The 22,088-nt window shown below is 74.5% G+C and carries 18 protein-coding genes and 1 tRNA gene; 3 read left to right on the top strand and 16 right to left on the bottom strand.

Going from position 1 to position 22,088, the window contains the following annotated elements; genetic code table 11:
* Positions 1-24: 24 nt before the first annotated feature.
* Complete coding sequence (locus ATL31_RS01220) at positions 25-834, bottom strand: MBL fold metallo-hydrolase (RefSeq protein ID WP_158239765.1); 810 nt, start codon at positions 832-834, stop codon at positions 25-27.
* Positions 835-942: 108 nt separating this feature from the next.
* Here ATL31_RS01220 and ATL31_RS01225 point away from each other — a divergent pair, with 108 nt between their 5' ends.
* The gene (locus tag ATL31_RS01225) at positions 943-4,737 is read left to right on the top strand and encodes an adenylate/guanylate cyclase domain-containing protein (RefSeq protein WP_158239766.1); all 3,795 of its coding nucleotides are present in this window, start codon (positions 943-945) and stop codon (positions 4,735-4,737) included.
* 20 nt (positions 4,738-4,757) lie between these two features.
* On the opposite strand, the gene ATL31_RS01230 is transcribed toward ATL31_RS01225, so the two are convergent.
* From ATL31_RS01230 to ATL31_RS01245, 4 genes are all read right to left on the bottom strand, one after another.
* A complete protein-coding gene (locus ATL31_RS01230) occupies positions 4,758-6,134 on the bottom strand; it encodes a hypothetical protein (RefSeq protein WP_143598264.1) in 1,377 nt (458 codons plus the stop codon).
* Between the two features lie 226 nt (positions 6,135-6,360).
* Entirely contained in the window at positions 6,361-7,233 is an 873-nt protein-coding gene (locus ATL31_RS01235; RefSeq protein ID WP_101394168.1) for a MaoC family dehydratase, read from the bottom strand.
* The gene (locus ATL31_RS01240) at positions 7,230-8,582 is read right to left on the bottom strand and encodes a 3-oxoacyl-ACP reductase (RefSeq protein WP_101394169.1); all 1,353 of its coding nucleotides are present in this window, start codon (positions 8,580-8,582) and stop codon (positions 7,230-7,232) included. The genes ATL31_RS01235 and ATL31_RS01240 overlap by 4 nt, the downstream gene beginning before the upstream one ends.
* Before the next feature lies 1 nt (position 8,583).
* Entirely contained in the window at positions 8,584-9,867 is a 1,284-nt protein-coding gene (locus tag ATL31_RS01245; protein ID WP_101394170.1) for an acetyl-CoA C-acetyltransferase, read from the bottom strand.
* A 107-nt stretch (positions 9,868-9,974) separates the two neighbouring features.
* On the opposite strand from ATL31_RS01245, the gene ATL31_RS01250 reads away from it, so the two are divergent.
* Positions 9,975-10,619: a TetR/AcrR family transcriptional regulator gene (locus ATL31_RS01250; protein ID WP_245861818.1), complete on the top strand. Its 645-nt coding sequence runs from the start codon at positions 9,975-9,977 to the stop codon at positions 10,617-10,619.
* Positions 10,620-10,658: 39 nt separating this feature from the next.
* Here the strand turns inward: ATL31_RS01250 and ATL31_RS01255 are convergent, their stop codons facing one another.
* The 7 genes from ATL31_RS01255 to ATL31_RS01285 form a co-directional block, all read right to left on the bottom strand.
* On the bottom strand, positions 10,659-11,918 hold the full coding sequence (locus tag ATL31_RS01255) for a class I SAM-dependent methyltransferase (RefSeq protein ID WP_101394171.1): 1,260 nt from the start codon (positions 11,916-11,918) through the stop codon (positions 10,659-10,661).
* An 18-nt stretch (positions 11,919-11,936) separates the two neighbouring features.
* On the bottom strand, positions 11,937-13,337 hold the full coding sequence (locus ATL31_RS01260; RefSeq protein ID WP_101394172.1) for an FAD-binding oxidoreductase: 1,401 nt from the start codon (positions 13,335-13,337) through the stop codon (positions 11,937-11,939).
* The gene (locus ATL31_RS01265; protein ID WP_101394173.1) at positions 13,334-13,678 is read right to left on the bottom strand and encodes a hypothetical protein; all 345 of its coding nucleotides are present in this window, start codon (positions 13,676-13,678) and stop codon (positions 13,334-13,336) included. Before ATL31_RS01265 ends, ATL31_RS01260 begins: the two co-directional genes overlap by 4 nt.
* Positions 13,679-13,787: 109 nt before the next feature.
* Positions 13,788-13,861, bottom strand: a tRNA-Val gene (locus ATL31_RS01270).
* A gap of 73 nt (positions 13,862-13,934) precedes the next feature.
* A complete protein-coding gene (locus tag ATL31_RS01275) occupies positions 13,935-14,378 on the bottom strand; it encodes a TIGR02611 family protein (RefSeq protein WP_158239767.1) in 444 nt (147 codons plus the stop codon).
* Positions 14,375-15,217: an aminotransferase class IV gene (locus ATL31_RS01280; RefSeq protein WP_211283942.1), complete on the bottom strand. Its 843-nt coding sequence runs from the start codon at positions 15,215-15,217 to the stop codon at positions 14,375-14,377. Before ATL31_RS01280 ends, ATL31_RS01275 begins: the two co-directional genes overlap by 4 nt.
* The gene (locus tag ATL31_RS01285; RefSeq protein WP_245861819.1) at positions 15,214-16,257 is read right to left on the bottom strand and encodes a chorismate-binding protein; all 1,044 of its coding nucleotides are present in this window, start codon (positions 16,255-16,257) and stop codon (positions 15,214-15,216) included. Before ATL31_RS01285 ends, ATL31_RS01280 begins: the two co-directional genes overlap by 4 nt.
* Before the next feature lie 76 nt (positions 16,258-16,333).
* On the opposite strand from ATL31_RS01285, the gene ATL31_RS01290 reads away from it, so the two are divergent.
* Complete coding sequence (locus ATL31_RS01290; protein WP_101394175.1) at positions 16,334-17,167, top strand: NmrA family NAD(P)-binding protein; 834 nt, start codon at positions 16,334-16,336, stop codon at positions 17,165-17,167.
* A gap of 14 nt (positions 17,168-17,181) precedes the next feature.
* Here ATL31_RS01290 and ATL31_RS01295 read toward each other — a convergent pair whose 3' ends face one another.
* The 4 genes from ATL31_RS01295 to ATL31_RS01310 all read right to left on the bottom strand — a co-directional run bounded on the left by ATL31_RS01295 (position 17,182) and on the right by ATL31_RS01310 (position 21,990).
* The gene (locus tag ATL31_RS01295) at positions 17,182-19,032 is read right to left on the bottom strand and encodes a phosphoenolpyruvate carboxykinase (GTP) (RefSeq protein ID WP_101394176.1); all 1,851 of its coding nucleotides are present in this window, start codon (positions 19,030-19,032) and stop codon (positions 17,182-17,184) included.
* Positions 19,033-19,279: 247 nt separating this feature from the next.
* The gene (locus tag ATL31_RS01300) at positions 19,280-20,056 is read right to left on the bottom strand and encodes a lysophospholipid acyltransferase family protein (RefSeq protein ID WP_101394177.1); all 777 of its coding nucleotides are present in this window, start codon (positions 20,054-20,056) and stop codon (positions 19,280-19,282) included.
* A 58-nt stretch (positions 20,057-20,114) separates the two neighbouring features.
* On the bottom strand, positions 20,115-21,332 hold the full coding sequence (locus tag ATL31_RS01305; RefSeq protein WP_101394178.1) for a sensor histidine kinase: 1,218 nt from the start codon (positions 21,330-21,332) through the stop codon (positions 20,115-20,117).
* Positions 21,325-21,990, bottom strand: coding sequence for a response regulator transcription factor (locus ATL31_RS01310; protein ID WP_101394179.1), 666 nt, complete (start codon positions 21,988-21,990; stop codon positions 21,325-21,327). Before ATL31_RS01310 ends, ATL31_RS01305 begins: the two co-directional genes overlap by 8 nt.
* Between the last annotated feature and the right edge of the window lie 98 nt (positions 21,991-22,088).

Raw genomic sequence — 22,088 nt, forward strand, 5'->3', positions numbered from 1 at the left:
GCAACCGCGGTGGCGGAGGGGTGTTCAGACCTTCAACACCATGCCCTCGCGGGCGGTGACGACCTCGAGGTCGGTGGGGACGACCTGGGCCATGGTGTCGAGGGCGTCGTCCTCACGGTGCGGTCCGTGGTGGAAGAGCACGAGTCGACGAGCACCGACCCGCTCCCCGAGGTGCACGGCGTCGTCGACGGTGGCGTGTCCGTAGTCGCGGGCCCGCGGCCGCTCCCACTCGAGGAACTGCGCGTCGTGCACCAGGACGTCCACCCCCTGCAGCGCCGCGAGGAGCTCGTCGGACACCCCGACGGCAGGGGCGTGGTCGGGCACGTACGCCACGCGGCGGCCGTCCTCCTCCAGCACGTAGCCGAAGGTCCGCCCACCCTTGTGCTCGACGTCGACCGAGGTGACGCCGAGACCCTCGACCACGCTCTTCCCGGCCTCGACCGCCTCGAAGCTCCAGTCCCCGATCAACCCCTCGGGCTCGATGGGGAAGCCCGGCGGCGACATCAGCTGCGCGAGGAGGTCGCGGCCGCTGGCGCCCCCTTGGGCGGGCACCTGCACCGTGACCCGGGCATCCTCGCGGTCACCGGCGGCGAAGAACGGCAGCCCCTGGACGTGGTCCCAGTGCAGGTGGCTCACCAGGACGGTGCCGCGGAAGGCCTCGCCGCGCAGCATCGCGGACGCGGAGCGGATCCCGGTGCCGGCATCGAGGAGCAGGACCGGGCGGTCGCCGCCGCGGGCCGTGACGGCCACGCAGGCCGTGTGCCCTCCGTACCGCACGAACCGCGGGCCGGGAGCGCAGGTCGAGCCGCGTACCCCCAGGAACGTCAGCTCCACGTGAACCTCCGTCGGGACACGATCCGCGGTCGCCGACGTGGCGGTGCTGGACCGTGCGGGATACTACAGCCCGGGTCGCGCGAGCGCCCGTCGACCGCGAGGAGCGTTGTGACCGACCTGCGCCGCCACGTACCGCCGCTCGTCCTGCGCTGGGACGACGAAGCGCCCGGTGCCTCCTGGCGGGAGATCGACGGCACCCTGGTGTTCGCGGACGTCTCGGGGTTCACGGCACTCACCGAACGGCTCACCCGCCGAGGTCGCGTCGGCGCCGAGGAGATCGTCGAGACGCTCAACCGTGTCTTCGGGCCGATGCTGCGCCTCAGTGCGGCCCGTGGCGGCGAGATGCTGAAGTTCGGCGGGGACGCCCTGCTCTTCCTCTTCCGCGGTCCAGGTCACGCCGACCACGCGTGTGACGCGGCGGTGGAGATGCGTCGGACGCTGCGCGACGCCGCCGCGCTGCCGACGTCGGTGGGCCGCCTCAGCCTCTCGATGTCGGTGGGGGTCCACTCGGGACCGGTCCACCTCTTCCTCGTGGGGTCTCCCACCCGCGAGCTGTTCGTGCTGGGGCCGGCCGCCTCCGCCACCGCGGCGGCCGAGCAGGCAGCCGAGGCCGGAGAGGTCGTGGTCACGCCCGCCACGGCCGCGCGGCTCGCCCCCGGGTCGACCCGCGTCCGGGCCGACGGGGCACTCGTCCTGCGGCGACGGGTGGCGCACACGGTGCCGGCCGTCTCCGCCGGAACGCCGCCGGTCCCGGCGGCCCGCCTCGGGGGCCTCTTCCCCCGGAGCCTCGGGGAGTACCTCGACCCGGGTCCGCCCGAGCCGGAGCACCGGCTCGCGACGATCGCGTTCGTGCGCCTCTCCGGCACCGACCGGGTGTTCGACGACGAGGGGCCGGCTCACCTCGCCGGGCTGCTCGACACCACGGTGACGGCCGTCGAGGCCGCCCTCGCCGTCGAAGGGGTGACCCTGCTGGCCACCGACCTCGACGCCGACGGCGGCAAGTTCTTCCTCGGCTCCGGGGTCCCGGTCGCCGGGGAGGACGACGAGGGTCGGATGCTCCGAGCGCTGCGGCGGATCGCGACCTCCGACCTGCCCCTGCCGGTCCAGCTGGGGGTCAACCGCGGCCACGTGTTCGCCGCGGAGGTCGGCATCCCGGAGCGGGCGGCCTACTCCGCCATGGGCGACACGACGAACACCGCCGCGCGGATCACGTCCAAGGCCCCGGCCGGCGGTGTCTTCGCCCACCCGGGCGTGCTCGAGCACTCCCGCAGCCTGTTCGCCACCGCGTCGGTCGGTCCGTACGCGATGAAGGGCAAGGCCGTCCCGATGCACCTCCTCGCGGTGGGTGAGGAGACCGGCAGCCAGGACCTGCGGCGCAGTGCGCGGCTGCCCTTCCTGGGTCGGGACACCGAGCTGGCCGAGGCGGTGCGGATGCTCACGGAGGCGGCCGCCGGAGCCGGTGGCGTCCTCACCGTCGAAGGCGCGACCGGCTCCGGGAAGACCCGGCTGGTCCGCGAGGCGACGGCGCTGGCGCCACCGGCCGAGCGGCTGCTCCTGCACGCGGAGCCGTACGGCGTCTCGAGCTCCTACCGGGTGCTGCGCGACCCGTTGCGGACCCTGCTGGGCGTCACGCGCGACACCCCGGAGCGGATGGGGGCCGCGGTCCTCGACACCCTGGGGCGGGTGGCCCCCGAGCTGCTGCCGATGGCGCCGCTGCTGGCCGACGTCGTCCAGGTCGACGTCCCGCCGACGGTCGAGGCGAGCCGCATCGACCCGGCCTACCAACCCGACCGGGTGGCCGACGTCGTCGTCACCCTGCTGGACCGGCTGGTCCCGGGACCCCTGACCGTGCAGGTCGAGGACGCGCACTGGGCCGACGGCGCGTCGGTGGCCCTCCTGGGGCGCGTGGCCGGCGCCGCGGCCACCCGGCCGTGGGCCGTGGTCGTCGTCCGCCGGGACGCCCCGGGGGGGTTCGCGCCGGAGGGTGGGACGGTGCTGACGCTGGGCCCGCTACCGCCCGCGACGGTGGAGCAGCTGGTCATCGCCGCCACCCGGGAGCATCCGCTCCGGCCGCACGAGGTGTCCCTGCTGGCCCGGCGAGCCGCGGGAAACCCGCTCTTCGTCGAGGAGGTCACCGAGACGATCCGGGGCGGTGGCGCCCTCGACACCCTGCCGGAGTCGGTGCAGGCGGCCATGGCCGCCCAGATCGACCGGCTCACCCCTCCCCTGCGCCAGGTCCTGCGGCACGCCTCGGTGCTCGGGCGCAGCTTCCGGCGCGAGATCATCGCGGCCACCCTGGCGGCCGACGGGACCGCCTTCGACGGCACGGTGTTCGACGCCCTGCACGCCTTCCTCGAACCCGACGGCCCGGACCGCCTCCGGTTCCGCAACAGTCTCGTGCGCGACACCGCGTACGAGGGGCTGTCGTTCCGGGTCCGCTCCCGCGTCCATCAGACCGCCGGCGAGGTCCTGGAACGGATGAGCAGCGACCTCGACGCGGACTCGCCCACCCTGGCCCTGCACTTCGACCGCGCCGGGGACCATGCCCGTACCTGGCGCTACGCCCAGGTGGCCGGGGCGGTGGCGCGGCGCTCGTTCGCCAACGCGGACGCGGCCGACCACCTGGTCCGTGCCCTCAGCGTGTCCCCGAGGCTGCCCGACGTCACCGACCGCGCCCGCGCCGACCTCTGGACCGGGGTCGGCGAGCTGCGTGAGCTGGCCGGGATGTTCGAGGAGTCCCTCGACGCCTACCGGCGGGGTGCCCGCCTCGTCCGGGATGACCTGCGGGCGCACGCCGCGCTGCTCGCCCGGCAGGCCATCGTGCTCCTGCGCACGGGCCGTCCTACCGCGGCGCTGCGCGTCGTGGGGCGGGCGCGGTCGGTCCTGCGCGGGGCGGGCGAGGCCGGGGCTGCGACGCTGGTGCGCCTGGACAACCTCACCGCGCGGGTGCGGATCGAGCAGGAGCGCCCGGGCGAGGCCCTGCGCTGGGCCGAACGCGCCGCCGAGCGCGCCCGCGAGGTGGGTGACCGCGAGACGCTCGTGCGGGCCCTGATCCTGCTCGACAGCATCGAGATCTCGATGGGCGTCCCGGGCCTCGGCGCCCGCCATCTCGAGGCGCTCGGGATCTGCGTCGAGGAGGAGTGGCGCCCGCTCGAGGAGACCGTCCGCGGCAACCTGGGCACCATCGCGTACTACGCGGGCCGGTGGACCGAGGCCGCCGAGTGGTACGCCAGCGCGCGCCGCGTGGCGCTCGAGGTCGGCAAGGACTTCGGTGCCGCCGAGACCGGCGTCAACCTCGCCGAGCTGCTCATCAACCAGGGACGGCTCGACGAGGCGGAGGTGATCCTCGACGACGCCCTGCGGGTGCTGCGGGCATCGGGGGCCCTGTCGTTCCTGGCCCAGGGCGAGATCCAGCTCGCGCGCCTGCACCTCACCCGGGCCGACCACGACGCGGCCGATGCACTGGCGGCCGACGTCGCCGCGACGCTGCTGTCCCTCGGCAAGCCCACGACCGCGCTCGAGGCGTCGCTGGTCCAGGCCGACGCGATGATCCGCGAGGGCCACCCGGTCCAGGCTCTCGAGGTCATCGACGCCGCCGAGCACGCGGCCCGTGCCGAGGCCGCGGCCTCCGTCCCCCGCACCTGCCACCAACGCTCGCGGGCGCTGCTGGCACTGGGGCGGTTCGCCGAGGCCGGTGAGCTGGCGGAGACCGGCCTGGTGGCCGCGCGCGAGCAGGACCTGCCCTACGACGAGGCGCTGCTCCTGCGGGTCCTCAGCCGGGTGCGTCGGCACGAGGGCGACCTCGACGGGTCGGACCAGGCCTGGGCCCGGGCCGAGTCCCGGCTCGCCTCGCTGGGCGCGCGGGCCTCGGCGCCGGGCGACGCAGCGCAGGCTCCCGGCTGACGCGCCGCGCGGGACCGGCGTCAGTAACGCATCCCGGCGTCGCCGTAGACGTAGACGACGTCGCGCGAGCCGACGGTGTCGGGGTCGCCGTCGACCGGGCGCGCGCTGCGCGAGACGACGCAGGCGAACTGCGTGCCGGGCAGGTCGGGCTCCTGGTCCATCGCGGCCGTCAGCGACCCGGCGGGGTAGCCGGCGAAACGGCCGGCGGTGTCGAACGAGGGGTCCGGGCACCAGCCGAGCGTCACCGTGTCGCCGGGCGCCGGGTACTCGTAGTCGACCTTGAGGTCGGGCAGCGCCGTGGTGCCGGCCGTCTCCGGGAAGCGCCAGGTGAGGTCCCACAGGAACTGCGCCGTGGTCTGGCTGTCGAGCGGCTTGAGGAACTGTGCGTAGGCCGGCGCGGTGCCCAAGGAGTACGGCACCGGGACGCACGCACTGGCGTCGGCGTTGCCGAGGCGGTACACGCTGACCTGGGGGGCGTCGGCGGACGCGGCGATCGTGCGCGTCGAGGCCCCGCAGTCGAGCACCCCGTCGGCGACCTGGACGATCGAGGCGTTCGGCGTCGACAGCGGCGACTGCGGCTCGACCTGGCCGTCGCCCCCGCCCTCGAGGCTGAAGGACCCGCCGACGGCCGTGAGGGTGAGCTCGTCGAAGACGATCCCGTCGTCGGGGCCGAGCCACGACGGCATGCTGACCGGCCAGCGGCAGTTGTCGCCCACCCCGGCGTCGGGGCCGGAGTCCGCGCTGGTGGTGCAGGTGGTCACGGCGGTCGCCGTCACCCCGCCCGGCAGGGGGGCGGGCGAGGTGATCGAGGAACCGCTGCGCAGCTCGAAGACGCCGGTGACGGCGCCCTTGAGCTTCGCGGTCGCCATGATCTGTGCACCCTGCTTGAGCTCCACGTCGAGGAAGGCCGCGGACGCCACGACGTCGGGCCCGAGCGCGGTGCGCAGGCCGGCGCCGAGCGAGACCTTCAGGCTCTCGGACGGGGAGTTGGCCTGGTAGCAGGAGACGCCGCTCTTCTTCTCCTTGACCCCGATGGAGCCACTGGCGAACGAGGCGAGGGTCTCGCTGTAGGTCCTGGCCGTCGACCCGGAGAACGAGAGGTAGCGCGAGGAGACCGCGCCCTGGTCCATCCCGCAGTCGGTCGCCTCGGCGAGCGTCTGCGTCGCGCCGATCCGCCCGGTGGGCCCGTTGAGTGTGATCGAGGGGCCGGCGCCGGTGTCGAGGGCGACCCACCTCGTCGTGGCGGACGCGGTGCCGACCGTGGCGGCGCTCGCGGCGGGCGACTGCGTGGTCGGCCCGTCCGGGCGGGGCAGGTGGACGACGGCCAGGGCCACGGGCAGGACCCCGACGGCGCTCGTGGCGGCCACGACCTGGATGACTCTGCTTCTGGTGCTCATGGTGTCCTCCGCGCGGGTGCACACCGGCCAGAGGGACGGGCGCACCTCGGACGGCGCCCCCGACGGCCTTCCCCTGCGACGGCCTGCCAAGAAGTGCAGCCATCGTCCGCGTCTCACGGCGCGAGGGCCAGTGCCCACGACGGGTGGTGCGCGGGCCCGCTCATGCTAGGGGCGGGGCGTGGCGGACGCCATAGCCCGAACGAGCCATGTCGAACCTTGCGACGCGTCAGCGCTCCGGGTGCGGCTCGACGCGCACGACCACGTGGGTGGTCGACGGGTCCTCGTGCGCCCGGAGGCCGGCCAGCACCACGCCGTCGTCGCCGGTCGTCCGCACCAGCTCGACGGTGGCGGGCAGGAACACCGGCTTGGTGAACCACACCCGGCTGCTCGAGGGGCCGAGCGAACAGCGGCCCAGCGCCGCCAGGGTGCGCGCGTAGGTCCACATCCCGTGCGCGAGGTGCCGCGGGAACCCCATCGCGCGGGCCGCCAGCGGGTGCAGGTGGATGGGGTTGACGTCGCCGGAGACGGCGGCGTACTCGCGGCCGAGGCTCGGGGGGAGGCGCCAGACCCCGACGACCGGGCCGCCCGGCAGCTTCGGAGGCGTGTCGCCGCGGGGCGCGTCCTCGGTGCCGCGGCCCCGGGCGAGGTAGACGCTGTCGCACTCCCACACGAGCTCGTCGGCCACGCGGGCCTCGATCCGGACGCCGAGGGTCCGACCGCGGCGGTGCGGCCGCAGGTCGCCGGCGCTGACGTCGAGCGTCAGCCCCTCGGCGGCGTCGAGACGCCGATGGGTGGTCACCCGGTTCTCAAGATGCACCAGCCCCGGCAGCGCCACCGGGAAGTCGGGCCGCGTCATCAGCGCCGTCTGCAGGGGGAAGGCCAGCACCCACGGGTACGGCTGTGGCAGAGCGTCGCCCACGTCGTACCCGGTCAGCCGCTGGTACGCCGCCAGACGGGTGCGGTCGACCCGCACGTCCTCGACCCGCAGGGTGCGCTCGGGGACGGTGCTCCCCCGCCGGCCCCGCGCGGTGAGCGCCGCGCGGGCCAGCTGCGGTGCGGTGGACGGCATCCCGGCCAGCGTCTCGACGACCACGCTCACGCCCCCAGCAGGCTCTGCCCGCAGACCCGCACCACGGTGCCGGAGACCGCCGCCTGCGCGTCGGCCGCGAAGAACGCGATGGTCTCGGCGACGTCGACCGGCAGGCCGCCCTGGGCCAGGCTGTTGAGCCGGCGCCCGATCTCACGGGTGGCCAGCGGGATCCTGGCGGTCATCTCCGTCTCGATGAACCCGGGGGCCACGGCGTTGACGGTGATGCCCCGCGCGACCAGGCCCTCGTCGGCGGCGTACCCGTCGACCAGGCCGATGACGCCGGCCTTGGACGCCGCGTAGCTGCTCTGGCCGCGGTTGCCGGCGATGCCCGCGATGGAGGACACCAGCACCATCCGGCCGCCGTCGCGCAGACCGTCGGCCGCCAGCAGCGCCTCGTTCATCCGCAGGATCGAGAGCAGGTTGACGTCGAGGACCGAGGCCCAGCGCTCGGCGTCGGTGTTGGCCAGCAGCCTGTCGCGGGTGATGCCCGCGTTGTGCACGACGACGTCGAGGCCGCCGTGCCGGGTACGGGCGTGCGCGGCGATGCGGGCGCCGGCGTCGTCGGCCGTGACGTCGACCTGGAGGGCGGTGCCGCCGACCTCGTTGGCGACCGCGGCCAGCGAGCCACCGGCGGCCGGTACGTCGACACAGACCACGGTCGCGCCGTCGCGGCCGAGGGTGCGGGCGATGTCGGCCCCGATGCCGCGGGCCGCACCGGTGACGACCGCGACCTTGCCGGCCAGCGGACGCTCGGGGTCGGCCCCGTCGGCGGTCGCTCGGTCGGAGCCGACGCGGAACACCTGGCCGTCGACGTAGGCCGAGCGGCCCGAGAGCAGGAACAGCACGGTGCCCAGCGCCGCGGCCTCCGTGCCCTCGGTGACCAGGACGAGGTTGGCGGTGGCGCCGGCGCGCAGCTCCTTGCCGACCGAGCGCGTGATGCCCTCGAGCGCGCGCCGCGCGGCCCGCTCGGGCACGCTCGACGCGTCGGCGGGATGGCGCCCGACCACAACGACCCGGGCGCACCGGCCGAGCCGCTTCAGGGCCGGGGCGAGGGTCGCGCGCAGCGACTCGAGGTCCGCGGGGGTGACCGCGGCGGTGAGGTCGACGACCACCCCGCCGAGCCGGATGCCCTCCGGCACGGTCTCGGTGAGCGTGACCCCGGCCGCGGTGAGCCCGGCGCGCAGGCCCGCGATCGCGGGGGTGTCGGCGTGCCCGCCCACGAGCACGGGGCCGTCGGCCGGGGCGGCGCCCGGGCTGTGGCGGCGCAGCGGGACCGGCTGCGGCAGGCCGAGGGTGGCGGCCAGCCGCTTGCCGAGGCCGCCGTTGACGAAGGCGGTGTAGCCGTCGGGGCGCGCCATCTCAGGCGGCCTCGAGGACGGCCACGACGCCCTGCCCGCCCGCGGCACAGACCGACACCAGCCCCCGAGCGCCCGAGCCCTTCTCGTGCAGGAGCTTGGCCAGGGTCGCGACGATGCGGCCGCCGGTGGCGGCGAACGGGTGCCCGGCCGCCAGGGAGGAGCCGTTGACGTTGAGGCGCGAGCGGTCGATGGCGCCCAGGGGGGCCTCGAGGCCGAGCCGGTCGCGGCAGAACTCCGGGTCCTCCCAGGCCTTCAGGGTCGACAGCACGGTCGACGCGAACGCCTCGTGGATCTCGTAGAGGTCGAAGTCCTGCAGGCTCATCCCCTGGCGCGCGAGCATCCGCGGCACGGCGTAGGCCGGGGCCATGAGCAGGCCCTCTTCACCCGAGAGGTAGTCGACCGCCGCGGTCTCGCCGTCGACGAACCACGCCAGCGGCTTCAGCCCGTGGGCCTCGGCCCACTCGGGCGAGCCCAGCAGCACCGCCGAGGCGCCGTCGCTGAGCGGGGTCGAGTTGCCGGCCGTCATGGTGGCCTCGGGCCCGGTGCCGAACGCCGTGCGCAGCGACGCGAGCTTCTCGATCGTGCTGTCGGGACGCAGGTTCTGGTCGCGGGTCAGCCCCAGGTAGGGCGTCATCAGGTCGTCGAAGAAGCCGCGCTCGTAGGCGGCGGCCAGATGGTGGTGGCTGGCCAGGGCCAGCTCGTCCTGCGCCTCGCGGGTGATGCCCCAGCGGGCGGCCGTGACGGCCATGTGCTCACCCATCGACATCCCGGTGCGCGGCTCGTTGGCGGCGGGCACCTGGATCCCGAGGTCGGTGGGGCGGATGGCGAGCGCGGCGCGGGCCCGGTCGGCCGGGGTCTTGGCCCGGTTGAGGCGCAACAGCTTGCGACGCAGCCTCTCGGGCACCACGATCGGCGCGTCGGACGCGGAGTCGACCCCCCCGGCGATGCCGGAGTCGGCCTGTCCGAGAGCGATCTTGTTCGCCACGAGGATGGTGGCCTCGAGGCCGGTGCCGCAGGCCTGCTGGATGTCGTAGGCGGGCGTGTCGGCGGCCAGGCTCGAGCCCAGCACGGCCTCGCGGGTGAGGTTGAAGTCACGGCTGTGCTTGATGACCGCACCCGCGACGACCTCGCCGACGCGCTCGCCGGCCAGCCCGTGGCGGGCCACGAGGCCCTCGAGCGCGGCCGTGAGCATGTCCTGGTTGGAGGCCTCGGCGTAGGGGCCGAACTGCCGGGCGAAGGGGATGCGGTTGCCGCCGAGGACGGCGGCGCGGCGCGGTGTGGTCACCGGGGTGGCTCCTCGTGGTCGGGACGGTGGCCTCCGGACGGCGCCACCGTGCTGTATCCGGTACCGATGGTACCCGGTACCGCCGGTGCCTGCTACCGTCTGACCCCGTGACCTCCACCGCCCCCGACGGGCGCAGCGCCCGCTGGGACGAGCACCGTCTGGCCCGCCGCCGCGAGCTGGTCGAGGCCGCCGTGCGCGCGGTCCGCGAGCACGGTGCGCAGGTCGGGATGGACGAGGTGGCCGCCACCGCCGGTACCTCGAAGACGGTGCTCTACCGCCACTTCGCCGACCGCGCGGGCCTCTACGCGGCGGTCGCCCACCGGGTCGACGGCACCATCGTGCGCGGCATCACGCGCGCCGCCGGCGAGGAGCCCACCGCCGCCCGGGAACCGCGGGCCGTCATCCGCGCCGTCATCGCCGCCTACCTGCACCTGGTCGAGGACGACCCCGAGGTGTACCGCTTCATCGTCAACGCGCCGATCGTGCCCCCCGGTGAGCGGCCCGAGGGTGACGTCACCGCCGGGATGACCGGGCGCATCGCCGAGCACGTGGCCGGCATCATCGGTGCCGGCCTCGGCTCCCCCGTGACCGGGCCCACCGCCCACCTGTGGGGGGTCGCGCTCGTCGGGATGGTGCGGGCGGCGGCCGACGACTGGCTGGCCGACGGCGGCGCCCGCAGCGGGCGCACCGCCGACGACCTCGCCGACGACCTGACCACCGTGGTCTGGGACGGACTGCGACCCCGCCGCTGACGCCGCGGCTGCGCGCGCGGCGGACGCCCGGTCAGCGGGTCAGGCGCTCCACCACGGGCGCAGCGGCAGCCCGGTGCCCCCGCGTGGGTCGGGCTTGACCGCCAGCACCTGGTGCAGCTGGACCTCGTTCCGCTCGAACCCGAGCCGCGACCCGGCCATGTAGAGGCCCCACACCCGGGCGGTGCCCTCGCCGACCTCGGCCACGCACTCGTCCCAGTGGTCGACCAGGTTGCGGCACCAGCCGGCCAGGGTGAGGGCGTAGTGCTCGCGCAGGTTCTCCTCGTGCAGGACCTCGAGCCCCACGTCCTGGGCCTCGGTGATGATCCGGCCGGAGCCGGTGAGCTCGCCGTCCGGGAACACGTAGCGGTCGATGAAGGCCCCGGTCGAGGTCGGGCGGTTGTGCGGACGGGTGATGCAGTGGTTCAGCAGCAGGCCCCCGGTGCGGAGCCGGGCCTGGATGAAACGGAAGTAGGCGGGGTAGTTGCGCACCCCGATGTGCTCGGTGAGCCCGATCGACGACACCGCGTCGAAGCCGGTCTCGGTGACCGCCCGGTAGTCGCTGTGGCGGACCTCGGCCAGGTCGGCCAGGCCCTCGTCGGCCACGGCCTTCTGCGCCCACTGGGCCTGCTCGCGCGAGAGCGTCACGCCCAGCACGCTGACCCCTCGGCGGGCCGCGTACCGCACCATCCCGCCCCAGCCGCAGCCGATGTCGAGGAGCCGGTCGCCGGCCTGCAGCCCCAGCTTGTCGAACACGAGGCGGTACTTGTTCTCCTGCGCCTCCTCGAGGGTGGCGCTGGCCGACGGGTAGCACGCGCAGGTGTAGGCCATCGACGGGCCGAGGACCAGCTCGTAGAACCGGTTCGAGACGTCGTAGTGGTGGTGGATGGCCTCGGCGTCGCGGGTGAGCGAGTGGCGCAGCCCCTCGGCGACGCGGCGCCAGCGCGGGAGGCTCTCCTGCGGCGGCGGGGGCGGCGGGGTCAGCGCCTTGAGGCCGAGGGTGCGCGACAGCTCGAGGACCTGGTCCTTGCCGGGGCGGCGGAAGCGCACCTCGGCCAGGTCGCGCAGCACGTCGTAGGGGTCGCCGGGGTGGACGCCGTGCACGGTCAGGTCGCCGGCCACGTAGGCGCGCGCCAGCCCCAGGTCGCCGGGGGCGGTTGCGAGGTAGGAGATGCCGCGCGGGGTGTCGATGCTCAGCCGGCGGGGCGCCTCGTCCGGCCCGGTGGCCGACCCGTCGAACGCCTCGACGCGCAAGGGCAGCGGTCCGTCGACGACGGACTCGACGATGTGGGCGATGCTCACGGGGTGTTCCTCCTGGGATCAGGCACCGCGCACGGCCTTCGCGTAGAGGTCGGGCAACCGGTGGTCGGGGTCGTAGCGCTCCTTGAGCGCGGGGTAGTCGGCGCCGCCGTAGTGGCGCCAGAAGGTCTCTTCGTCGTAGAAGGCCTCCGAGTAGAGGGACTTGTGGCCGCCGAGGGCGCCCACCTCGTCCTCGATGCGGCGGTTGGTGGCCCCGGGGCCGCCCGCGGGGTCGGCGGGCACGGTGGACCAGAACCCCACGTTGACGTACGTCTCGCCCGGCTCGAGGGGGTAGAGCGTCCACGAGCGGTCGTCACGAAGGCGCAACGGGCACAGCCAGATCGGCTCGATGGGGACCTCGCGCAGGAACCACCGCAGGAACTCGGCCGTGGTCGACAGCGGGATCTCGACGTCCTGCACGACCCGCTCGCGCGGCGGTCGCCCACGGCGCGCCTCGAGCCGGTCGGCGACGTCGAACCGGCGGTCGAGGGCCACGAGCTTCCAGTAGACGCTCGAGCGCAGCCAGCGCCGCGGCCACACCCGGCGCACCAGGGGGTTCTGCGCCCCGAAGGCTCGCGAGCACCAGAACCAGTCGGTGTCCCAGCGCCACAGGTAGTCGAGGGTGCTCAGGGTGTCGCGCACCGGGCGCGGCCGGTCGTGCTGGATGGAGCGGTAGAAGATGCCCTGCCCGGTGTAGTCGCTGGTGGGGCCGGGCTCGTCGGAGCGGGCGCCGAGGGTCAGGTAGGACTCGTCGGCGCCGAACACGACGCCGTCGAGGTAGTCGACCGTCTCGCCCTCGTACTCCCCCGCCGCCACGATCTCGCCGAGGGCGGTGACCAGGGCGTCGAGGTCGTGGAAGCGCACGTGCCGCAGCGAGACCGTGCGACCCACCGGCTCGAGCGCGATACGCAGCCGGGTGGCGTAGCCGAGGGTGCCGTACGAGTTGGGGAAGCCGCGGAAGAGGTCGGTGTGCCGGCTGGTGGGGTCGGCCGTCACGACCTCACCAGTGCCGGTGAGCACGTCCATCTCGAGGACCGACTCGTGCGGCAGCCCGTTGCGGAACGACGACGACTCGATGCCGAGCCCCGTGACGGCCCCGCCCAGGGTGATGGTGCGCAGCTGGGGCACCACGAGCGGGCTCAGACCGTGGGCGAGGGTGGCGTCGACGAGGTCCTCGTAGGTGCACATGCCCTGGACGTCGGCGGTGCGGCCCTCGGGGTCGATGTCGACGACGCCGGTGAGGCCGCTGGTGTCGAGCCCCGTCACATCGGTGGCGGCGCGGGCCCGGAAGAGGTTGCTGGTGCGCTTGGCCAGCCGGACCGGTGCCCCGAGGGGGATGGCGCGGTAGCTGGCGACGAGACGGTCGACGCCGGCGCGGTGCGCGGCCGCGCCCGTGGTGAGGTCACGGTCGAGCAGGCTCATGCGCCGTCCTCCACGACCTCCAGGACGTCGCCGACGCGCACGGTGCCGGCCTCGCCGACCGCGGCGTAGAGACCGGGGCAGGCGTTGCCCGTGGGCTCGACCGCCAGCACGACCCCACCGACGCGCACCACGCGGCCCCCGAGGGTCTCGACCTCGGCCGTGGGTACGTCGAGCATGAGGTTCGCGCGGGTGTGTGGGGAGTCGTTGCCGACCAGGGACACCGCGGCCTTCTTGGGCCGGTCACCCTCCAGGCCGGTGGCGCCCACCGAGCAGTGGTCGTGAGCCGCCCCGGCCTCGCCGCGCGTGGGGAAGGTCAGGATGGCGCGCACGCTCATCGTCATACGTCCATGCATACACCCGTGGCCCGACACGCGTCGTCACCGGCCCCTCGGCGTCCTGCACGTGGGACGCGGGAAGCCCCCGATCGCTGGCGCGATCGGGGGCTGTCGGTGGATGTGAAGGGACTCGAACCCCTGACCTCTCGCGTGTGAAGCGAACGCTCTAACCAACTGAGCTACACATCCGGGTGCTGCGGCCTGCCGAGGATACCCAACCGGCCCGGCGGGCGGAAATCGGGCGCACTCGGCCGGCGGCGGGTCACAGCGCCAGGTTCGCCTCCAGCCAGCGGGTGAGGCCGTCGGGGAGGAACCCCGGCAGCCCGGTGAGGCGGAAGGTCAGCCAGAGCACGCCCGCCACGAACGCGAACGTCACCAGCACCACGAGCGCCTGCACGCCGCGCGACTGCGCCTTCACCCACCGCTCCCACCGGCGCACCTGCCGCTTGACCCACTCGAGCAGGTCCGAGGCCGGCTCGATCTCGGAGGCCCACACCGCGAGCCCGAGGATGACGATGAGCCAGCCCGGCCCCGGCAGCGGGACGAGGGCGAAGCCGCCGAGCACGAGTACGAGACCGACGACGGCCACGACCAGCCGCAGGCCCAGGCGCGTCCCCGCGTTGGCCCGCAACCGGTGCCGCCACTCCCACTCGTCCTCGTCGTGGGGTGGCCGGAAGAACGGCCGCTTCGGCTCGCCCCCGGTCACGGGTCGTCGGTCCGCTCGGCGTGCCGGGCCCAGACGCCCTGGACGGCGGCGGTCACCGGGCCCGGGGCGGGCAGGGCACGGCCGTCGACGGCGGAGACCGGCATGACGTCCTTGATGGAGGAGGTGATGAAGACCTCCTCGGCCCGCTGGAGCACGTCCAAGGGCAGGTCCTCCTCACGCACCTCGAGCCCGTCGGCGGCACACCACTCGAGCAGGAGCGCGCGCGAGATGCCGGCGAGGCAGCCGCTCGACAGCGGCGGCGTGCGCACGACACCGTCGAGCACGACGAAGACGTTGCTGCCGGTGGCCTCGCACAGCTCGTCGCGGGTGTTGGCGAAGACCGCCTCGACCGCCCCCTGCTCCTGGGCCCGCGCGAGAGCCACGACGTTGTCGGCGTACGAGGTGGTCTTCAGCCCGGCGGTGGCCGACCGCTCGTTGCGCACCCACGGCACGGTGACGACCGCTCCCGAGGGGGCCGGGCGCTCGTGCGGCACTGCGGTGACGATGTGGGTCAGCCGCGAGGCGAGGCGGTCCGAGCCCAGCGGCCCGGGGCCGGCCGTCACGGTCCAGCGCAGCCGGCCGAACGCGATGGGCTCGCCGGCCAGGACCGCCGCGACCCCGGCGCGGATGAGGTCATGGTCGGCCGGGGGCAGCCCCAGCCCGGCCATGGTGCGGTCGAGCCGGGCCAGGTGGCGCGTGAGGGCGAACGGGCGACCGTCCACGACCTTGGCCGTCTCGAAGGCTCCGTCGCCCACGGTGACGCCGTGGTCGACCGCGCTGACGGCGGGGCCGTCGGCCGGGACCCGGGCACCGTCGACCCATACGCGGATGTCCGTCATGCGCCCACCCTCCCAGACCGGGCCCGGCCACCGCCGGCAAGCCCGACGAGACGCGCCGCCTTCAGCGCGGTCTCGTCCCACTCCGCGGCGGCCGAGCTGCCCCACGTGATCCCGGCGCCGGTGCCGAACCGCAGGACCCGCCGGCCGTCGTCGCGACGAGCGGCCCAGAAGGTCCGGATGCCGACGGCCAGCGAGGCCTCGCCCCGGTCGGCGTCCACCCATCCGACGGCCCCGCAGTACGGGCCTCGGGGCACCGGCTCGAGGTCGGCGATGGCCTGCAGCGCGGTGTGCTTCGGCGCGCCGCTCACCGAACCCGGAGGGAACGTCGCGGCCATCACCTCGCTCCACCCCACCCCCGGCCGCAGCCGCCCCGTGACCTCCGAGACCAGATGCACCAGACCCGGATGCTCCTCGAGCCGGCACAGCGCGCCGACCTCGACGGTGCCCGGCCGGCAGACCGGCGCCAGGTCGTTGCGCACGAGGTCGACGATCATCACGTTCTCGGCGTAGTCCTTGGCGAGGAGACCCTCGGCGGTGCGCGCGGTCCCCTTGATCGGGCCCGACGTCAGCCGGTCGCCCACCCGCCGCAGGAACAGCTCCGGCGAGGCGCACGCGACCTCCAGCCCGGCCTCGGGCAGGTCGATGGTGGCCGCGTGCGGTGCGGGGTTGCCGCGGGCCAGGCGCCGACCGAGCGCGGCCAGGGAGGCAGCCCGGGGCAGGTCGTGCTCGAGCACCCGGCAGAGGTTGACCTGGTACACCGTGCCGGCCGCCACCCGCCGCCGCACCTCGTCGACGCCGGCCCGGTAGGCGGCCTCGTCCAGGCTGGTGCGCCACTCCCCCCGGAGCGCCGGCCAGTCGTCGTCCGGCTCCGCGCGGGGCATCGGTACCCCACGCCGGACCTCGGCCATCCGCACCGCGGTGAAGGCGCCCTCGAAGGTGCGCACGACCACCCAGAAGCCGCCGCGGTCGAGGTCGGCCACGTCGTGGCTGACGGCCTCGACCCCGCGGGCGAGCACCGACCCGAACCGTGCCTCCGCCACGACCGCAGCCTAGGGGCCCCACCGCCCGGCGGGCGGCCGCCGGAATGCGTCCGCGGGGCCGGGGTGTTGGGGCGGCATGACCATCGCCATCACCGGCTCGACCGGCGCCCTCGGGGGTGCCGTGGCCCGTCTCCTCGCCGACCTCTCCCCCCGGCTCGTCGTGCGTGACGCCTCGCGGGCCCCGGCCATCGGCGGCAGCGAGGTCGTGGTGGCGACCTACGCCGACGACGACGCGGCCGTGCGCGCCCTCACCGGCGTCGACACCCTCCTCATGGTCTCGGCCGCCGAGGCGGTCGACCGGCGGGCCCAGCACCGCGGGTTCGTCGCGGCCGCGGCCCGGGCGGGCGTCGGTCACATCGTCTACACCTCGTTCGCGGGGGCGGCGCCCGACGCCACGTTCACCCTCGGGCGCGACCACCACGACACCGAGGAGGCGATCACCGCCAGCGGGATGCGTGCGACGTTGCTGCGCGACAGCTTCTACGCGGAGGTGCTGCCGCTCTTCGCCGACGCCGAGGGGGTCATCCGGGGGCCGGCCGGCCACGGGCGGGTCGCGCTGGTGAGCCGGCTCGACGTCGCCGATGTCGCGGCCGCCGTCCTGCGCTCCCCCGCCGAGCACGCCGGGCGCACCTACGAGCTGACCGGGCCCGAGGCGCTCACCCTCGACGAGGCCGCGCGGCGGGCCGGCGCGGTCCTGGGGCGCGACCTGCGCTTCGAGGACGAGAGCCTCGAGGAGGCCTACGCCTCCCGCCGCGCCGCCTACGACGCCGAGCAGTGGCAGCTGGACGCGTGGGTCAGCACCTACACCGCCATCGCCGACGGCTCGACCGCCCGGGTCACCGACGACGTCGAGCGGGTGACCGGGCATCCCGCCCGGACCCTCGAGGCGGCGCTGGCCGCCCTGGCCTGACCCGGGCCGCCCGGTCAGACGTCGACCGTTGCCTCCGCCTCCAGCGCGGCGGCCACGCGGCGGTGCGCCTCCCAGATCTGCTCGGGCAGGTTCGCGAACTGCTTCAGGTGCTCCTCGCGGTGCCCCATCTCCTCGCGCCAGCGCTCGACGTCGATGGTGAGCAGGGTGTCGAGCTCGTCGCTGTCGATCTCGAGGCCGTCGAGGTTCAGCTCCTCGCGCAGCGGGACGACCCCCACGGGGGTGCGGCGCCCGGTGACCTGCCCCTTCTTGTACTCCACGAGCCACAGCAGGGCGCGCAGGTTCTCGCGGTACCCGGGCCAGAGGAAGTGGCCGTCCTCGGGGTCGCGCTGGAACCAGTTGACGTGCGCGAAGACCGGCTGGTCCTTCGCGGCGCCGACGACGTTCAGCCAGTGCGCGGCGTACGGACCCTCGGGGTAGGACATGAACGGGCGCATCGACATCGGGTCGTACCGCAGCTTCCCCTCCACGCCCTCGGCCGCGGCGGTGGCCTCGGCTCCCAGGGTCAGGCCGTCGTACACGCCCTCGGCCAGGTCGTCGATGGCGCGCACCAGCGGCTCCCGGTCGCGGGTGCGGCCGCCGAAGATGATCGCGTCGATCTTGACCCCGTGCGGGTTCTCGAAGTCGGCCGCCACGTTGGGCACGTTCGCCAGCGTGGTCGTGAAACGGCTGTTGGGATGGGCCCACGGGTCGCCGGCCTCGTCGGGGTTGCGGTCGGCGATGAGCTCGCCCTTCCAGTCCCGCCAGCCGGTGGGGTCGGTGGGCCGCGCCGGGGTCTTCCCCTCCCACCAGACCTCGTGGGTGCTCTCGTTGTAGGCGACGTTGGTGAACAGCGCCTGGGTGCCCTCCTCGATGGCGTCGAGGGCGGTGGGGTTGGTGTCCTCGTTGGTGTCCTTGGCGACCCCGAACACCCCGTTCTCGGGGTTGAGGCCGTACAGCTGGCCGTCGGCGGCCACCCACAGCCAGGCGATGTCGTCGCCGTAGAACGACACGTGGTAGCGCTCGCCGAGGGCGTCGGGGGCCAGTGTCATCGCGAGGTTGGTCTTGCCCGAGGCGCTGGGGAACCCCCCGCAGATGTGGTGGGTCTCGCCGGTCTCCTTGTCGGTGATGCCGAGGAGCATGAACTGCTCGCCCAGGAACTCGCCGGAGGCCCAGCCGTCGTAGGCCGCCTGGCGCAGGCCGTGGGCGATCTTGCCGAGCAGGGCGTTGCCCCCGTAGCTGCTGCCGAAGTGCAGGATGGTGCGCTCGTCGGCCACCGTCACGAAGTAGCGCTGGTCGTCGTCGGTGCCCTGCCCGAGGTTCGGCAGGTCTCCGGTCACGTGCACGGCCCGCACGAACATGTCGGGGTCGGCGAGGCCGTTGATGAGGTCGACGCCGACCCGCGCCATCCGGATCATGTGCAGGCACACGGTGCGGTTGTCGGTGATCTCGACACCGGCCGCGTAGCGCTCGAGGGGGCTCCCGGGCGGAGCCATCAGGTACGGGATGACGTACATGGTCTTGCCCGCCATCGCCCCCTGCATGTGCCCCTCGACGACGGGACGGATCTCGTCGGAGTGGCGCCAGTTGTTGTAGACGCCCTCGTCCTCCGGGCGGCTGGTGGCGACGATGGTGCGCTCCTCGGAGCGGGCGGTGTCCTTGGCGTAGCTGCGCGAGTAGTACAGGCCCTCACCGGCCGGCTGGATCTCGTCGGCCGCCAGGGACTCCTGGATCAGCCGGGCGTCGTCGGAGGCACTGACCACCTCGATGCGCTCGGCTCCGAGGTACTGCGCCCAGTGCAGGACGTACTCCCGCACCGCGGGGTTGGTCAGCCCCGCGTCGTCCAACGGCTTCTCCAGGTCGGCCACGATGCTCACCCTTCTCGGTCGGTCGCGTGTCGGCCCGTGAGCGGGGCGCCCCCCATCGGGCGTCCACTCCACGAGATGGCCATTGCACCGCACCCGGGTGACCGCTGGCCACCCGCGATCCCGGCTGACATAGGAGTCGTTTGTCACATCGGGGGCGCCGCGGAGACCTGGGTCACAGGGACAGGTCGATCCGGGTCTGCGTAAACGTTTCCGCCTGTGCGACAGGGCTGTCAGCCGGGGTGCGGCCTCAGGCGGAGCGCACGTACGGCACCCCGTCGGCCTCGGCCACCGCCCGCCGGTCGAGCTCGCGCGCGGCGTCGGGCGCGGGGGCGGCTCCACCACGGTGGGCCGGCCACCACCACGCCCGGCTCGGGTCGGCGGGCACGTCGGGGTAACGGTCGAGCAGTCCCTCGACCAGCTCGCGCAGGGCGTCGTGCAGGCGGCCGGTGAGCTCCGCCGGGGTCTCGCCCGGGAGGCGGTAGAGCGGCTGACCCACCTGGATGCCGACCCAGCGGCCCCGGCGCAGCGACCAGCGCGGTCCGACCGTGAAGACCCGGTGCAGGCCCCAGTGGGCGACCGGCACCAAAGGGGCGCCGGTGGCGATCGCCAGATGCGCGGCGCCGCGCGTGAGGTCGGAGCGGGCCTTCAGGGTGAACGCGTGCCCGATGGTGGCCTCGGGGTAGACACCGACCATCTCCCCCGCCAGCAGGGCGCGACGGGCGCGCAGGGCCGCGGCGGTGCCCGAGCGCCGGTCGACCGGGATGTGCCGCATCCCCCGCATCAGCGGGCCGCCCGTGGCGGACCGGAACACCGACTCCTTGGCCATGAAGCGCACCAACCGCCCCCGCTCGTCGGCCGGCAGCCCCACGACCATGAAGTCGACGAAGCTCGAGTGGTTGGCCGCGAGGACCACCGGCCCGGTCACCGGCAGCCGCTCGGCCCCGCGCACGTCGAGGCGCAGCCCGAGGACCCGGAACAGCCCGCGGGCGACCCGGATGACCACGCGGTAGAGGACGTCGCTCACGCCCGTGGTTCGGTGCGGCGGACGCGCCGGATGGCGGGCCCCTCCTCCCGGCCGTCGGCTAACCGGTCACCGCGCGGCCCCGAGCCGCCGCGACGCCCACCCGGCCGGCCAGTGATGCGGGCCGCCCGGTGGAACGACGGGCGCCCAGGGTCGGAAGACCCATCGCCCAGCCGGGGTCCGGGGGCTCGGTCCCGAGGAGGGGGTCGACCGGTACCCACATCGCGACCAGCGCCCCTCCCTCCGGCGCGCGGTCGGCGACCACGATGCCGCCGCGGGCATGGGTGGCCCGACGGACGATCTCGAGCCCCAGCCCGGTCCGGGCCAGGGGGTCCACGTCGTGTCCTCCCTCGCCGGATGTCGCGGTGACGGCGGACGTGCGCCGTCGGCGGCCCCGGCCGCGCTCGTCGGCGGACTCCAGGACCCAGGTCGGCAGACCTCGGCCGCTGTCGGCCACCCCGATCAGCACCCACGCACCGTCGCGGCGCACCAGGAGGCGCACCCGGTCGCCCGGGACGGTGTACCGGACGGCGTTCTCGACCAGGGTGTCCAGGACCGCGGCGAAGCGGTCCCGGTTGCACTCCAGGCGGAGGTCGTCGGCGTCGACGACCCACTCCCGGTCGGCCACGGCGTGCCAGCGCGCCTCGACCTCGGTGAGGAGCGGGGCCACCTCCAGCGGCCCGGTGGGGAGGTCGGGTTCGACGTTCGCGGCCCGCACCATGCGGTCGACCACCCGGTCGAGGGTGCGCAGCTCGGCGCGGACCGCCGCGAGGTGCTCCTCGACCTCCGGCGATACCCCGCTCGTCGAGGTCAGGTCGACGAAGCCCAGGACCACCGTCAACGGGGTGCGCATCTCGTGGGCGCTCAGCCGGGTCAGCCGGTCCCGGTCCTCGGCCTGTCGCCGCACGCGGGCCGCTGCCTCCACCACCAGGTCGAGAGCCCGCCGCGCCTGGCCGACGTGCCACGCGACCCCGACGACGAGCAGGGCGGTGATTGGCACCTCCAGGGCCTCGGAGAGCTGCAGGGTGCCCATCACGGCATCCCGGACGAACAGCACCGCGATGAGCACGTAGAAGGTCCCGAGCGAGAAGAAGGCGCGAGGGGTGGGCCACGCGAACTGCCGGTAGCCGAGGGCGAACGCCGCCAGCGCGAGGTGGATCGGGAGGGTCTCGTACCGGGGAAGGTAGAGGACACACGCGACGGCGACGCCGGCCAGGGCGTTCCACGCGAGCAGGACCGCGTCGCCGCTCCCCTCGCCGCTGCCCCTCGGCTCAGGCATCGATGCAGTACCCCCGCCCGCGTACGGTGCGGACGGGGAAGTGAGGACCGAGGCGGTGCCGGATGCGAGCGACGCACACCTCGACCAGGTTGGTGGACGAGGCCCACTCCGTACGCCACACGTCGGTGAGCAGCTCCTCCTTGCTGCAGGCCTCACCGGCCCGCCGGGCGAGGTACGCGAGCAGCGAGAACTCCAGCTCGCTGAGGTCGACCCGCCCGTCGGGCGTCTGGACGAACCGGCCGGCGGGGTGCAGCACCACCGGGCCCGCCGGGATGCCGCCGTCGACGAGGGTCGCCTGCACCTTCTGCGCCAGGTGCCGGTTGACCCGTGCGACGAGCTCGGCCATGACGAAGGGCTTCACCACGAAGTCGACCGCCCCGGCGTTGAGGGCCTCGATCCGCGGGCCGACATCGGTCATCCCGGACATCAGCAGGACCGTCGGCCGCTGCTCGGGCGTGAAGGACTTGACCAGTGACATGCCCGACTCCCCGGGCATGACCAGGTCCAGGAGCGCGAGGTCGAACCCCCCGTGCTGGAGCTGTTCCCGCGCCTGGGCGCCATCGGCGACCGCGACCACCTGGTGCCCGGCACCGGTGAGCGCGCGTGCGACGAGCATTCGCAGCTGTGCGTCGTCGTCGGCGAGTAGAACGAGAGACATCGTGGCAACCCCTGCTGAAGTCTGACCCCTGACACCGGCCAGTGTGGAACTCGGGCGGGACGTCGTCCAGTGGCCGTTCGGACGATCCCGTGCTAAAG

The organism is Phycicoccus duodecadis, assembly GCF_002846495.1.
GTDB classification, from domain to species: Bacteria; Actinomycetota; Actinomycetes; order Actinomycetales; family Dermatophilaceae; genus Phycicoccus; species Phycicoccus duodecadis.

Coding starts and splice junctions, on each gene's coding strand:
- ATL31_RS01310 (WP_101394179.1), bottom strand. CDS start 21,990: ATGTCTCTCGTTCTACTCGCCGACGACGACGCACAGCTGCGAATGCTC.
- ATL31_RS01265 (WP_101394173.1), bottom strand. CDS start 13,678: ATGACGATGAGCGTGCGCGCCATCCTGACCTTCCCCACGCGCGGCGAG.
- ATL31_RS01230 (WP_143598264.1), bottom strand. CDS start 6,134: ATGAGCACCAGAAGCAGAGTCATCCAGGTCGTGGCCGCCACGAGCGCC.
- ATL31_RS01305 (WP_101394178.1), bottom strand. CDS start 21,332: ATGCCTGAGCCGAGGGGCAGCGGCGAGGGGAGCGGCGACGCGGTCCTG.
- ATL31_RS01260 (WP_101394172.1), bottom strand. CDS start 13,337: ATGAGCCTGCTCGACCGTGACCTCACCACGGGCGCGGCCGCGCACCGC.
- ATL31_RS01290 (WP_101394175.1), top strand. CDS start 16,334: ATGACCATCGCCATCACCGGCTCGACCGGCGCCCTCGGGGGTGCCGTG.
- ATL31_RS01240 (WP_101394169.1), bottom strand. CDS start 8,582: ATGGCGCGCCCCGACGGCTACACCGCCTTCGTCAACGGCGGCCTCGGC.
- ATL31_RS01280 (WP_211283942.1), bottom strand. CDS start 15,217: ATGACGGACATCCGCGTATGGGTCGACGGTGCCCGGGTCCCGGCCGAC.